At 61.9% G+C, this 13,235-nt stretch carries 9 protein-coding genes; 7 read left to right on the top strand and 2 right to left on the bottom strand.

The features are described 5' to 3' along the window. Position 1: 1 nt before the first annotated feature. The 7 genes from AC1DRN_RS08510 (at position 2) to AC1DRN_RS08540 (ending at position 10,766) form a co-directional block, all read left to right on the top strand. Positions 2–1,579: an ABC transporter ATP-binding protein gene (locus tag AC1DRN_RS08510; protein ID WP_457265941.1), complete on the top strand. Its 1,578-nt coding sequence runs from the start codon at positions 2–4 to the stop codon at positions 1,577–1,579. A gap of 146 nt (positions 1,580–1,725) precedes the next feature. After that, the gene (locus tag AC1DRN_RS08515; protein ID WP_457265940.1) at positions 1,726–3,141 is read left to right on the top strand and encodes a sigma-54 interaction domain-containing protein; all 1,416 of its coding nucleotides are present in this window, start codon (positions 1,726–1,728) and stop codon (positions 3,139–3,141) included. 288 nt (positions 3,142–3,429) lie between these two features. Continuing rightward, the gene (locus AC1DRN_RS08520) at positions 3,430–4,821 is read left to right on the top strand and encodes a GntP family permease (protein ID WP_102702089.1); all 1,392 of its coding nucleotides are present in this window, start codon (positions 3,430–3,432) and stop codon (positions 4,819–4,821) included. 7 nt (positions 4,822–4,828) lie between these two features. Then, the gene (locus AC1DRN_RS08525) at positions 4,829–5,602 is read left to right on the top strand and encodes a 3-hydroxybutyrate dehydrogenase (RefSeq protein WP_108217301.1); all 774 of its coding nucleotides are present in this window, start codon (positions 4,829–4,831) and stop codon (positions 5,600–5,602) included. A gap of 127 nt (positions 5,603–5,729) precedes the next feature. Continuing rightward, positions 5,730–7,685, top strand: a complete 1,956-nt coding sequence (locus AC1DRN_RS08530; protein WP_457265939.1) for an acetoacetate--CoA ligase — start codon at positions 5,730–5,732, stop codon at positions 7,683–7,685. Positions 7,686–7,875: 190 nt separating this feature from the next. Beyond that, on the top strand, positions 7,876–10,413 hold the full coding sequence (locus AC1DRN_RS08535; RefSeq protein WP_457265938.1) for a PAS domain-containing hybrid sensor histidine kinase/response regulator: 2,538 nt from the start codon (positions 7,876–7,878) through the stop codon (positions 10,411–10,413). Between the two features lie 77 nt (positions 10,414–10,490). Beyond that, positions 10,491–10,766: a peptidylprolyl isomerase gene (locus AC1DRN_RS08540; protein ID WP_007898282.1), complete on the top strand. Its 276-nt coding sequence runs from the start codon at positions 10,491–10,493 to the stop codon at positions 10,764–10,766. 157 nt (positions 10,767–10,923) lie between these two features. Here AC1DRN_RS08540 and AC1DRN_RS08545 read toward each other — a convergent pair whose 3' ends face one another. Next, positions 10,924–11,856: a sugar kinase gene (locus tag AC1DRN_RS08545; protein WP_457265937.1), complete on the bottom strand. Its 933-nt coding sequence runs from the start codon at positions 11,854–11,856 to the stop codon at positions 10,924–10,926. Positions 11,857–12,001: 145 nt separating this feature from the next. Next, the gene (locus AC1DRN_RS08550) at positions 12,002–13,219 is read right to left on the bottom strand and encodes an amino acid deaminase (protein WP_457265936.1); all 1,218 of its coding nucleotides are present in this window, start codon (positions 13,217–13,219) and stop codon (positions 12,002–12,004) included. Between the last annotated feature and the right edge of the window lie 16 nt (positions 13,220–13,235).

Raw genomic sequence — 13,235 nt, forward strand, 5'->3', positions numbered from 1 at the left:
TATGACCAACCTGATCGAAATCCGTGACCTCAGCGTGGCCTTCAGCGGCCAGACCGTGGTGCGCAATCTGTGCCTGGACATCCGTCCCGGCGAATGCCTGGCGCTGGTGGGCGAATCGGGTTCGGGCAAGTCGGTGACGGCCCACTCGATCCTGCAATTGCTGCCGCAAACCGATACCGAGACAACGGGCAGCATTCGCTATCGCGGCCAGGAACTGGTAGGCGCCGATGCTGGCAAGTTGCGACAACTGCGCGGCAATCGCGTCGCGATGATCTTCCAGGAGCCGATGACCTCCCTCAACCCGCTGCACAGCATTGAAAAGCAGATCGGCGAAACGCTGCTGGTGCACAAAGGCCTGGCGGGCAAGGCGGCGCAAGAGCGGATTGTTGAATTGCTGCACCTGGTGGGCATCCAGAAACCCGAGGAACGCCTCAAGGCCTATCCCCATCAATTGTCCGGCGGGCAGCGCCAGCGGGTGATGATCGCCATGGCCCTGGCCTGCGAACCGGAACTGCTGATCGCCGACGAACCGACCACTGCGCTGGATGTGACGGTGCAGCGCAAGATCCTGCTGCTGCTCAAATCCCTGCAACAACGGCTGGGCATGTCGCTGCTGCTGATCAGTCATGACCTCAATCTGGTACGCAGCATCGCCCAGCGCGTGTGCGTAATGAAGGCTGGGGAAATCGTCGAGCAGGCACCTTGCGAAATCCTTTTCACCGAACCGAAGCACCCTTACAGCTGCGTATTGCTGCACGCCGAACCCGAGGGCGAAGCCTTGCCCCGGGACGAGCGCGAAAACGTACTGGAGGTGGACAATCTGCAGGTGCGGTTTCCCGTCGGTGGTGGCCTGTTTCAACGCAAAACCTGGCTGCGCGCCGTCGATGGCATCAGCCTGAATATTCAGCGCGGCAAAACCCTGGGCATCGTCGGTGAGTCCGGTTCCGGCAAGTCCACGCTCGGTCAGGCGATTCTGCGTTTGCTCGACTCCGAAGGCAGCATCCGCTTTCAGGGCCAGGCGCTGGACGACCTGACGCAAAAACAGCTGCGACCGTGGCGCAAGAAGATGCAGGTGGTGTTCCAGGACCCTTTCGGCAGCCTCAGCCCAAGGATGTCCGTGGCACAAATCATCAGCGAAGGCCTGGAAGTGCACAGCCAGCTGAGCCCTGAAGAGTGCAATGCCGAAGTGATCCGGGCACTGAGCGAAGTCGGCCTCGACCCGCAAAGTCGCCATCGCTATCCCCACGAGTTCTCCGGGGGGCAGCGCCAGCGCATCGCCATCGCCCGGGCACTGGTGCTGAAGCCGGCGCTGATCCTGCTCGACGAACCGACCTCTGCGCTCGACCGCACGGTACAGAAACAGGTGGTCGCCCTGCTCCGCCAGCTTCAGGAAAAACACGGTTTGACCTACCTGTTCATCAGCCATGACCTGGCGGTGGTGCGCGCCCTGGCCCACGACATGATCGTGATCAAGGATGGCAAAGTGGTGGAACGCGGCGCCAGCCATGAGGTGTTTGACTCGCCGCAGCATCCGTACACCAAGGAGCTGTTGGCGGCGGCGATGTTGGGGCAGGCATAATCGGTTGCATGAAGTTGGACCGAGCCGCGGCCATCGCGAGCAGGCTCGCTCCTACAGTTGATCTGTGTCGTACACAAATCCCCTGTAGGAGCGAGCCTGCTCGCGAAGAGGCCGGCACAGGCAATACACAACCAGGATCAGTACCCATGAACACCACCGAAAGCCTCAAGGACTACCAGCGTGTTCGCCTGCTGGCGATCCGCTCGTTGTTCGAGATCATCGAGCAGTCGAGCGAGGGCACGGTGATTGTCGACCGCGATGCCAACATCGTCTGGATGAATGAACGCTATGCCCGGCGCTTTGGCCTGCAATCGGCGGAAGTTGCAATCGGCAAGCCCTGCGAAAGCGTGATCCCCGGCAGCCTGTTGCGTGAAGTGGTGCGCAGCGGCCGGCCGATTTTGCTGGATATGCAAGACACCCCCAAAGAACCGCTGGTGGTCATGCGCCTGCCGATTCACGATGACGCCGGCGTGGTGATCGGCGCCATCGGTTTCGCCCTGTTCGACGAATTGCGCAGCCTGTCGCCGATGCTCAAGCGCTACATGAGCATGCAGGAAGAACTGGCCTCCACCCGCTCGCTGCTGCGGGCGCGGCAGACCAGATACAACTTCGCCCATTTCATCGGCACCAGCGCCGCCAGCCTGGAAGTCAAACGCCGCGCCCGGCGCAGTGCGAGTACCGAATCGCCGGTGCTGTTGCTTGGTGAAACCGGCACCGGCAAGGAATTGCTGGCCCAGGCGATCCACAATGCCTCGCCCCGGGCGCACAAGGCGTTTGTCAGTGTCAACAGCGCGGCGATTCCCGAATCGCTGCTGGAAGCCGAGTTCTTCGGCACAGCCCCTGGCGCATTTACCGGTGCCGACCGCAAGGGCCGCGCCGGCAAATTGCAGATCGCCCAAGGCGGCACACTGTTCCTCGACGAAATCGGCGACATGCCGCTGCCCCTGCAAAGCAAACTGTTGCGGGTGTTGCAGGAAAAGGAATTCGAGCCGGTGGGCTCCAACGAAGTGATCCAGAGCGATGTGCGGGTGATCGCCGCGACCTCAACGGACCTCGAGGCTGCCATCAAACGCGGCGAATTCCGCGCCGATTTGTACTACCGCCTCAATGTGCTGCCGATCCAGGTTCCACCCCTGCGCGATCGCCTGGATGACGTGCCGGCGCTCAGTGAAGCGATTCTTGAGGAACTGCGCAGCCAGCATGAACTGCACCACGAGGCCCTGGAACTGTTGGGACAACACGCCTGGCCGGGGAACATCCGCGAACTGCGCAATGTGCTGGAGCGGGCCGCGCTGCTCAGTGATGACTTGCGCCTGACGGCGGCGGACATCCGCGCGGCGATTGGTACGTTCACCCAGGTGGAGCGCGTGGCGCTCTTGACCATCGAGCCGCTTGCCCATGAAACGTTCAGTGCGGCGCGGGAGCGATTTGACCGGCAATTGATTGAAACCACCCTTGCGCAATGCGGGGGCAAGGTGGTTGATGCGGCGGCGCGGCTGGGGCTTGGACGGTCGACGCTGTACAAGAAGATGGTGGCGCTGGGGATAGCAGAGTCTCCATAAAGAGACATACATCTCCATTGATAGACAATTCATCGCGAGCAAGCTCGCTCCCACAGTAGACCGTGTTCTCCCGACTTACTCCGTCCCCCTGTGGGAGCGAGCTTGCTCGCGATGAGGCCAGCACTATCGCCAGAAGTCTCCAGTTAGAGACAAATCATTCGAATCCAGCCCATAGAAATAAAATATATTCTTATATTTCAACAACTTAACAAGATGGCACAAAACTAGCTATACGCCTCTCCTACCAGGCTTCACCCAACAAAAATAACAACCCAGGAGAGACACACCATGAGTGTGATCATTGCCTTGGCAGCCCTCGCGCTGCTGATGCTGGCTGCCTACCGTGGCTACAGCGTTATCCTTTTTGCCCCGATTGCCGCTCTCGGCGCTGTCCTGCTGACTGACCCGTCTGCCGTCGCCCCCGCTTTCACCGGGGTGTTCATGGAAAAAATGGTCGGTTTCATCAAACTGTATTTCCCGGTATTCCTGCTCGGCGCGGTGTTCGGCAAGCTGATCGAACTGTCCGGTTTTTCGCGCTCCATCGTCGCGGCGGCGATTCGCCTGCTCGGCACCCGCCAGGCGATGCTGGTGATCGTGCTGGTCTGCGCCTTGCTGACCTATGGCGGCGTGTCGCTGTTTGTGGTGGTGTTCGCGGTCTATCCGTTTGCCGCCGAGATGTTCCGCCAAAGCAACATCCCCAAGCGCCTGATTCCGGCGACCATTGCCCTCGGTGCGTTCTCGTTCACCATGGACGCCCTGCCCGGCACGCCACAAATCCAGAACATCATCCCCAGCACGTTCTTCAACACCACCGCGTGGGCAGCGCCGTGGCTGGGCGTGATCGGCACGATCTTCGTGTTCTGTGCCGGCATGCTGTTTCTCCAGCGTCAGCGCAACAAGGCCCAGCGTGCCGGTGAAGGCTATGGTTCTGACCTGCGCAACGAGCCGGAAACCGCCGCCGATCTCAAGCTACCCAACCCGTGGCTCGCACTCTCGCCACTGCTCGCGGTGGGCATCATGAACCTGCTGTTCACCCACTGGATTCCGCAGGTGTATGGCAAGACCCACAGCCTCGCGCTGCCGGGCATGGCCGCGCCGGTGACCACGGAAATCGCCAAGCTCACGGCGATCTGGGCCGTACAGGCAGCCTTGCTGGTCGGCATCCTCATGGTGCTGGTGTTTGGCTACAAGGCGATCAGCCGCAAGCTCGCCGAAGGCAGTAAAAGCGCGGTGAGCGGTGCCTTGCTGGCGGCGATGAACACCGCCTCGGAATACGGTTTCGGCGCGGTGATCGCGTCCTTGCCGGGCTTTCTGGTGCTGGCCGACTGGCTCAAGAGCATCCCCAACCCACTGGTCAACGAAGCGATTACCGTGACCCTGCTGGCCGGCATCACCGGCTCCGCCTCGGGTGGCATGAGCATCGCGCTGGCGGCGATGTCCGAGCAGTTCATCAGTGCCGCCCATGCGGCGAACATTCCCCTGGAAGTGCTGCACCGGGTCGCAGCGATGGCCAGCGGCGGCATGGACACCCTGCCGCACAATGGCGCGGTGATTACCCTGTTGGCGGTCACAGGGCTAACCCACCGCGAGGCTTACAAAGACATTTTCTGTATTACGCTGATCAAGACCCTGGCGGTTTTCGTAGTGATCGGCACCTTCTACGCCACTGGCATTGTGTGAGGTATTCATGACGACTCTTTCGGGCAAGACCGCACTGGTCACCGGTTCCACCAGCGGTATCGGTTTGGGCATCGCCCTGAGCCTGGCCAAGGCTGGCGCCAACCTGATCCTCAACGGCTTCGGCGATGCATCCAGGGTGATTGCCGAAGTCGAACAGTTCGGCGGCAAGGTCGGCCATCACCCGGCCGATGTCAGCGATCCGGCACAAATTGCCGACATGATCGCCTACGCCGAGCGCGAGTTCGGCGGCGTCGACATTCTGGTCAACAACGCTGGCATTCAACACGTGGCAGCGGTGGATGAGTTTCCGGTAGAGCGCTGGGATTCGATCATCGCCATCAACCTGTCGTCGGTGTTTCACAGCACGCGGTTGAGCCTGCCGGGCATGCGCGCCAAGGGCTGGGGTCGGGTGATCAACATTGCTTCGGTGCATGGCCTGGTCGGCTCGGTGGGCAAGTCGGCCTATGTCGCCGCCAAGCACGGGGTGATCGGCTTGACCAAAGTGGTCGCGCTGGAAACCGCGACCACCCAGGTCACCTGCAATGCGATCTGCCCAGGCTGGGTATTGACGCCACTGGTGCAGAAGCAGATTGATGATCGTGCCGCCAGTGGGGTTGATCCGCAGCAGGCGCAGCATGATTTGCTCGCTGAAAAGCAGCCATCGCTGGAGTTCGTGACACCGCCGCAACTGGGTGAACTGGTGCTGTTCTTGTGTAGCGAAGCCGGCAGCCAGGTGCGTGGCGCGGCATGGAATGTTGATGGTGGGTGGTTGGCGCAGTGACTGACCGCTAAACCGCGTTATCGTTCTTCGCGAGCAGGCTCGCTCCCACATGGAAATGCGATCCCCTGTAGGAGCGAGCCTGCTCGCGATCGAGTGCACTGCACTCGCCAACAAGAAGAGGCAAACCATGTCCGACATCCTCTGGCAACCCGACGCCAAACGCATTGGCAAGACCCGCATGGAGGCCTTCCGGCGCTTCGTCAATCAGCGGCATCACCTCAAGATTGACGACTACCCTGACCTGCACCAATGGTCCATCGAGCAACGCCCGGACTTCTGGCAGGCCATCGTCGACTTCTTCGACATCCGCTTCCACGAGCAACCCGACGCGGTGCTGCTCGAAGGCCCGCAGATGCCCAGCGCCCAGTGGTTCCCCGGCGCAACGCTGAACTTTGCCGAACACCTGCTACAGCGTCGCGATGATGCGATCGCCGTGATAGCCGTTGGCGAAAACGGTCTGCGTGAACATTTGACCTGGGCCGAGCTCGCGGAACATGTCGCCGGCTTTCAAAACGGGCTGATAGCGGCCGGTGTCAGGGTTGGCGACCGGGTCGCCGCGTGCATGCCCAACACCTGGCAAACCCTGGTGGCCATGCTCGCCACCACCAGCCTTGGCGCAATCTGGTCCTGTTCTTCGCCCGACTTCGGCACCCAAGGGGTGGTTGACCGTTTCGGCCAGATCGAACCGAAAGTGCTGGTGACCTGCGCCGGTTATCGCTACGCCGGCAAGGAAATCGACCAGACCGCCAAGCTCAACGAAATCCTCGAGCGCCTGCCGTCGTTGCAGCAGTTGATCATCGTGCCCTATGCGCGGCCCCACACGCGGATCGAACACTTCCGTACCCCGGCCAACGTGACGCTGTGGAACGATTTCTATGAACCTGGCGGCGAGCCCGATTTCGTCCCCGTGCCCTTCGCCCATCCGCTGTACATCCTCTACTCCAGCGGCACCACCGGCGTGCCCAAATGCATCATCCACAGTACCGGCGGCGTACTCCTGCAACACGTCAAGGAACACGGCCTGCACTGCGATCTCGGCCCCGGCGAGCGCCTGTTCTACTACACCACCTGCGGCTGGATGATGTGGAACTGGCTGGTGTCGGCATTGGCGGTCGGCAGTGCGGTGGTGCTGTACGACGGTTCGCCGTTCCACCCCGACCCGCAACGCTTGATCGACCTGATCGACGACGAGGGCATCAGTGTCTTTGGCACCAGCCCCAAATACCTCGCGACCCTGGAAAGCAGCGGTATCAAGCCCCGTGAAAGCCATGACCTGAGCAGCCTCAAGATGCTGCTATGCACCGGCTCGGCGCTGTCACCGCACAGTTACGACTTCGTCTATCGCGACTTCAAGGCTGACGTGTGTCTGGCCTCGATGTCCGGTGGCACCGACATCGTCTCGTGCTTCGTCAACGGCAACCCTGTGTCGCCCATCAGACGTGGCGAAATCATGGGCAAGAGCCTGGGCATGGCCGTCGAAGTGTGGAACGACGAAGGCCAACCGGTAATCGGCGAAAAAGGCGAACTGGTCTGCACCCGGCACTTCCCGGCGATACCCGTTGGCCTGTGGAACGATCCCGATGGCGAGAAACTGCGCAAATCCTATTTCAGCCTGTTCCCCGGCGTCTGGGCCCAAGGTGATTACGCCGAACAACGGCCCCATGGCGGTATGATGATCCACGGGCGCTCCGATGCCGTGCTCAACCCCGGGGGCGTGCGCATCGGTACGGCGGAAATCTATCGCCAGGTGGAAAAAATCCCACAGGTGCTCGACAGCGTGGCCATCGGTCAACAGTGGCAGGATGACGTGCGGGTGGTGCTATTCGTACAGTTGCGCGACGGGGTCGAACTGGACGAGGCGCTGCAACAGCAGATCCGCCAGACGATTCGCGCCAACACCACGCCACGCCATGTGCCGGCGAAGATTGTCGCGGTCACCGACATTCCCCGGACCATCAGCGGCAAAGTCGTTGAGTTGGCGGTACGCAATGTGGTGCATGGTCAGAAGGTGAAGAACACTGATGCCCTGGCCAATCCCGAGGCGTTGGAGCAGTACCGAAACAGGCCCGAACTCCAGTCTTGAAACCCGGTTACCTGTGGGAGCGAGCTTGCTCGCGATGGCGTCGGGTCAATTTGCATTGATGTCAACTGACACTCCGCTATCGCGAGCAAGCTCGCTCCCACAGTAACCGCTCAAGCCTTCGAATCAACCTGCGCCTGTCACCTGTGCAAGAATAGTCCCAGCCAAAGCGACTCATGTGCAGGACACCCGGATGAACGCAACACCAACCGCCAGCGATGCCCAAGCCTTGATCGCCCGCATCGACTGGACAAGCAGCCCCCTGGGCGCGGCCAGCAAATGGCCACAAAGCCTGCGAACCGCCGTGGACATCGTCATTCACTCACCGATGCCGATGCTGCTGCTATGGGGCCCGCAACTGACGCAGATCTACAACGACGGCTTCGCCCTGCTCGCTGGAAGCAAACATCCACACGCTTTCGGCCAACCGGCACACCTGATCTGGCCAGAGTTGAAAGACTTTACCGACCCGATATACAGCGCCGTCCTGCAAGGTCAGGTGCGAAGCTACAGCGAGCAGCGCTTCACCCTGCAACGTGAGGGCCGGGAGACTGACTTCTGGCTCGACCTGACCTACAGCCCGATCCGTGACGAAAGTGCCAAGGTGGCCGGGATCCTGGTCACCGCCATCGAAACCAACGAACGCCGGCGCATCGCCCTCGAACTCGAACAGCGCTCGGCGGCCAGTCTCAAGGCCCAGCGCGAAACCGAGGAGCGCCTGCAACTGGCCCTCGCCGCCACCGACGCGGTCGGTACCTGGGACTGGGACATCAGCGAGGACCGCTTCATCGCCGATGCGCATTTTGCCCAACTGCACGGCATCGACCCGGCCATGGCCAGCCAGTTGCCGATCAGCGAGTACCTGCACGGCGTACACCCGCAAGACCGCGCCCTGATCGCCCGCAGCATCAAGCATTGCATCACCCACGGCACTGAGTACGCCGAGGAGTATCGCCTGCTGCAAACCGACGGCCAGATGCGCTGGGTGTTTGCCCGCGGTCGCTGCTACAAGGATCACCACGGCCGGCCGATGCGCTTCCTCGGCGCCGCCCTGGACCTGACCGAACGCAAACACACCGAACAGGCCCTGCGCCAGAGCCAGACCGAGCTGCAACTGATCATCAACGCCATGCCGGTCCTGATCAGCTACGTCGACCGCGAAGAACGCTTTCGCCTGAACAATGCGGCGTACCTCGACTGGTACGGCCTGACGCCGCAAGAGCTTTACGGGCTTACCATTCTTGAAGTGCTTGGCGAAGAAGCCTATGCGCTATGCGCCCAGTACATCACTGAGGCGCTGTCCGGCCGGCCCTGCTGTTTCAGCATCAGCACGCCACACCGCGACGGCAGCATCCGCCAGGCCTTGATGAATTACCTGCCACGCCACGGCGCAGACGGCGCGGTAAACGGTTTCTACATCTTCGTGATCGATGAAACCGAAAGCAAAAAGACCGAAGAAGCCTTGCGCAACCTGAACGAAACCCTTGAGGAACGGGTTGCCGCCCGCACCCGCCAACTGGCCGAGGCCAACGAGCGCCTGCAGAACGAGATGTTCGAACGTGAGCGTGCCGAAGACACCTTGCGCCATGCCCAGAAAATGGATGCGGTCGGTCAGCTTACCGGCGGCATCGCCCATGACTTCAACAATATGCTCACCGGCATCATCGGCAGTCTCGACCTGATGCAGCGCTACATTGCCGACGGCCGCGTGGCCGAAATTGGCAGGTTCACTGAAGCGGCCGTGTCCTCGGCCAACCGTGCCGCCGCCCTCACCCATCGCTTGCTGGCGTTCTCCCGGCGGCAGTCGCTCAACCGCAAGCCGCTGAACCCCAACGAGTTGATTCACTCGCTCGAAGACTTGTTCAGTCGAACCAAGGGCGACCACATCGAACTCAAACTGCAACTGGCCAAAAACATCTGGCGGATCAGCACGGATGTCAGTCAGTTGGAAAACGCCTTGCTCAACCTGGTGATCAACGCCCGGGACGCCATGCCGGATGGCGGCGTGCTGCAGATCGAAACCGCCAATGTGTACCTCGACGGCAGCGACATCACGACCCTGGAACCGGTCAAGGCCGGCGACTACGTGATGATTACCGTCAGCGACAACGGCACCGGCATGACGCCCTTGGTGCTGGCCAAGGCATTCGACCCGTTCTTCACCACCAAGCCCATTGGCCAGGGCACCGGCTTGGGCTTGTCGATGATTTACGGGTTCGCCCAACAATCGGGGGGGCACGTCAGTCTGTTCAGCCTGCCTGAACGGGGCACCAGCGTGCGCTTGTACCTGCCGCGCCTGCATTCGGCCGAGCCGGAAAAGATCCTGTCGCCCGTCGGCGGCGAGGCACCGGCGGCGATTGCCGGCGAAACCGTGATGCTGGTAGAGGACGATGCGGCGGTGCGCATGCTGGTAATGGACCTGCTCAAGGAGCTCGGCTACCGCGCCCATGAAGCCGAAGATGCCAAGAGCGCCCTGCCGGTGCTGGAGTCAGACCTGCGGCTGGACCTGCTGGTGACCGACGTCGGGTTGCCGGGCATGAACGGCCGACAACTGGCAGAAATCGCCCGCCAGCACCGTCCCGAACTGAAAGTACTGTTCATGACCGGTTACGCGGAAATCGCCGCCGAACGCCAGGGTTTCCTCGAAGAAGGCATGGACATGGTGACCAAGCCATTTTCCATCGACCTGCTGGCCAACAAGATTCGCGCGATGATCGGTCAACCGCACTGAGTTGAGGCATAATCGCGCGCCCCCGCTGTCACCCACATAGCCGCCCACATAGCCACCACCGTTGCAAGGTACCGCCCATGAAAGCTCAAGCCCGCCATATTCTGGTGAAAACCTCGGAAGAAGCCGAGCAGCTCAAACAACGCATCGCCAAGGGTGAAGCGTTCGATGTGCTGGCCAAGAAGTATTCGACCTGCCCCTCGGGCAAGCGCGGCGGTGACCTCGGTGAAGTACGGCCGGGGCAGATGGTCGGCGTGATCGATGCGGTAATCTTCAAGAAACCCCTACGGGTGGTGCATGGGCCGATCAAGAGCAAGTTCGGGTATCACCTGGTGCAGGTGTTTTACCGGGATTGAGTGGTTGGCTTTCGGCCCCCATCGCGAGCAAGTCGGATCGCCGCACCGTCGCTCCCACAGTGTTTGATGGTGTGGCTGCAATCTGTGGCAACTCACAGATCCCTGTGGGAGCGAGCTTGCTCGCGATCCGATGGCGCAGCCAGCGGCCATTCACCGCCTACCTTGGGATCAGCGCCCCCGGCACCTGAATCACCCGGCTCGCCAACCGATGCCCGGCCTCGGCGGCTTCTTCAGGGCTGCCGCCCTTGAGCCGCGAAGCCAGATACGCCGCACTGAACGAATCCCCCGCCGCCGTGGTGTCCACCACCCGCGCAACCTTCTGCGCCGGCACCTCGAATGACTCGCCATCACAACGAATCAGGCACGCTTCGGCGCCGCGCTTGAGCACCACTTCCGGCGTACCCATCTGCTCATACGCGGCAAACACCGCGTCACAATCGGAGTAACCGAACAACGCCTGTTCGTCATCCACCGTCAGCAACGCCAGGTCGACCTGCGGCAGCACACGGCGATACGCCGCCCGTGCGTCCTCGACCGACGCCCACAGCCGTGGCCGGTAGTTGTTGTCGAACACAATTCGCGCATCGCGCTGGCGGGCTTCGATCAGGGTTTCCAGCAATTTTTCCCGGCCTTGCACGCCGAGTACCGCCAGGGTGATGCCGCTGAAATACAGCACGTCGTAATCCGGCAGCGCCGCAAGGATCGGCGCGGCGGCCGGGGTGGTGAAGCAATCGCGGACTGCCGCTTCGTTGCGCCAGTACAGAAAGCGTCGCTCACCGGCGGCGTTGGTCTGGATGCAATACAAACCCGGCAGGCGTCCAGGCAGGCGCTGGACCATGTCGAGCCCGATATTTTCCGCTGCCCAACTCTGGCACATGGCGTCGCTGAAACTGTCATCGCCCAAGGCGGTGACGTAATCCACGGTGCCGTCCTCGCCCAGTTCCCGGGACAGATACACCGCCGTATTCAAGGTGTCGCCGCCGAAGCGCTGTTGCAGGCTGCCGTCGGCGCGATGCTGCAACTCGATCATGCATTCGCCGATCAGGGCGATGCGTGGGGTGTTGGGGCCCAGGGTGTTGATGGTGTTCATTGTTGTGGGGTCTCTGGTGTTTCTTTGTTGTCTGGGGGGACGCTATCGCGAGCAGGCTCGCTCCTACAGGGGATCGCATTCCAATGTGGGAGCGACGGTGCGGCGATCCGACCTGCTCGCGATGGCCGCGCCTCGGTCCTGAGCCTTAGAAACAGGTTTCCATGGTCTCGATGACATTCAGTTGTTCATCCACCAGACAGCCAACACGCCATTTGTCGAACGTCAGGCACGGGTGCGAAGTGCCGAACGAAATGATGTCGCCCACCCGCAGATCAACCCCTGGCGCCACGGTCATGAACGCATGCTGGTCCATCACCGCGGTCACTTTGCACGCACTCACATCATCGCCTTTGGCCGGCACCACACCCGCCTTGTACCGCAACAACGGCACCGGCAAGCCGGCGTCGTAGGCCACGTCGCGCTTGCCCAGGGCAATCACCGCAAACCCCGGCTCAGGCAACGACTGCACGTGCGCCCACACTTCCAGCGCCGGACGCAGGCCTTCGTGCAGATCGCTGCGACGGTCGAGTACGCAGCACTGCGCTTCCTTGTAGATGCCATGGTCGTGAGCCACGTAACTGCCGGGACGCAGCACGCTGAGGAAGCGTCCACCGGCGTTTTGCGCTTCGAAGGATTCGGCAATCAGGTCATACCAGGCCGAGCCCGACGCGGTGATGATCGGCTTGGCAATGGCGAAGGCGCCGCTGTCCTGCAACTGCACCGCCAGGCGCACTAGTGACGCGGCGAAATCGCGGATACCGGTCACGGCGTGATCGCCATGGATCACCCCTTCGTAGCCTTCGATCCCGGTAAGGGCCAGGGCCGGTTGCGCGGCGATGGCCTTGGCCAGGTCGAGCACTTCCTGCTCGCTGCGGCAACCGCAACGCCCGCCGACCACGCCGTATTCGATCATCACGTTCAGGCGCACGCCACGGGAGGCGAAATAGGCGCCGAGGTCGGCAACGTTGTCCGGGTGATCGACCATGCAATAAAAATCGAACGTCGGGTCGGCCAGCAGGTCGGCGATCAGCGCCATGTTCGGCGTGCCGACCAACTGGTTGGCCATCAGCACACGACGCACGCCATGGGCGTAGGCGGCACGGGTTTGCGTGGCGCTGGCCAGGGTGATGCCCCAGGCACCGGCGTCCAGTTGGCGACGGAACAGCGCCGGGGTCATGCTGGTCTTGCCATGGGGTGCCAGTTCCGCGCCGCTGTTGCTGACGAAGTCCTGCATCCAGCGAATGTTGTGTTCCAGCGCCTCGCGGTGCAGTACCAGCGCGGGCAGGCTGACGTCACGCACCAGGCTGGCACCGATCGGGGCAGCGCCTTTGTCCACATTGGCAGTATGGGGGGCAGAAGACATGGTCGAACTCCTCGTT

Source organism: Pseudomonas sp. P5_B3, from assembly GCF_056400405.1.

Coding starts and splice junctions, on each gene's coding strand:
- AC1DRN_RS08510 (WP_457265941.1), top strand. CDS start 2: ATGACCAACCTGATCGAAATCCGTGACCTCAGCGTGGCCTTCAGCGGC.
- AC1DRN_RS08550 (WP_457265936.1), bottom strand. CDS start 13,219: ATGTCTTCTGCCCCCCATACTGCCAATGTGGACAAAGGCGCTGCCCCG.
- AC1DRN_RS08530 (WP_457265939.1), top strand. CDS start 5,730: ATGTCCGACATCCTCTGGCAACCCGACGCCAAACGCATTGGCAAGACC.
- AC1DRN_RS08515 (WP_457265940.1), top strand. CDS start 1,726: ATGAACACCACCGAAAGCCTCAAGGACTACCAGCGTGTTCGCCTGCTG.
- AC1DRN_RS08545 (WP_457265937.1), bottom strand. CDS start 11,856: ATGAACACCATCAACACCCTGGGCCCCAACACCCCACGCATCGCCCTG.
- AC1DRN_RS08540 (WP_007898282.1), top strand. CDS start 10,491: ATGAAAGCTCAAGCCCGCCATATTCTGGTGAAAACCTCGGAAGAAGCC.
- AC1DRN_RS08525 (WP_108217301.1), top strand. CDS start 4,829: ATGACGACTCTTTCGGGCAAGACCGCACTGGTCACCGGTTCCACCAGC.
- AC1DRN_RS08520 (WP_102702089.1), top strand. CDS start 3,430: ATGAGTGTGATCATTGCCTTGGCAGCCCTCGCGCTGCTGATGCTGGCT.
- AC1DRN_RS08535 (WP_457265938.1), top strand. CDS start 7,876: ATGAACGCAACACCAACCGCCAGCGATGCCCAAGCCTTGATCGCCCGC.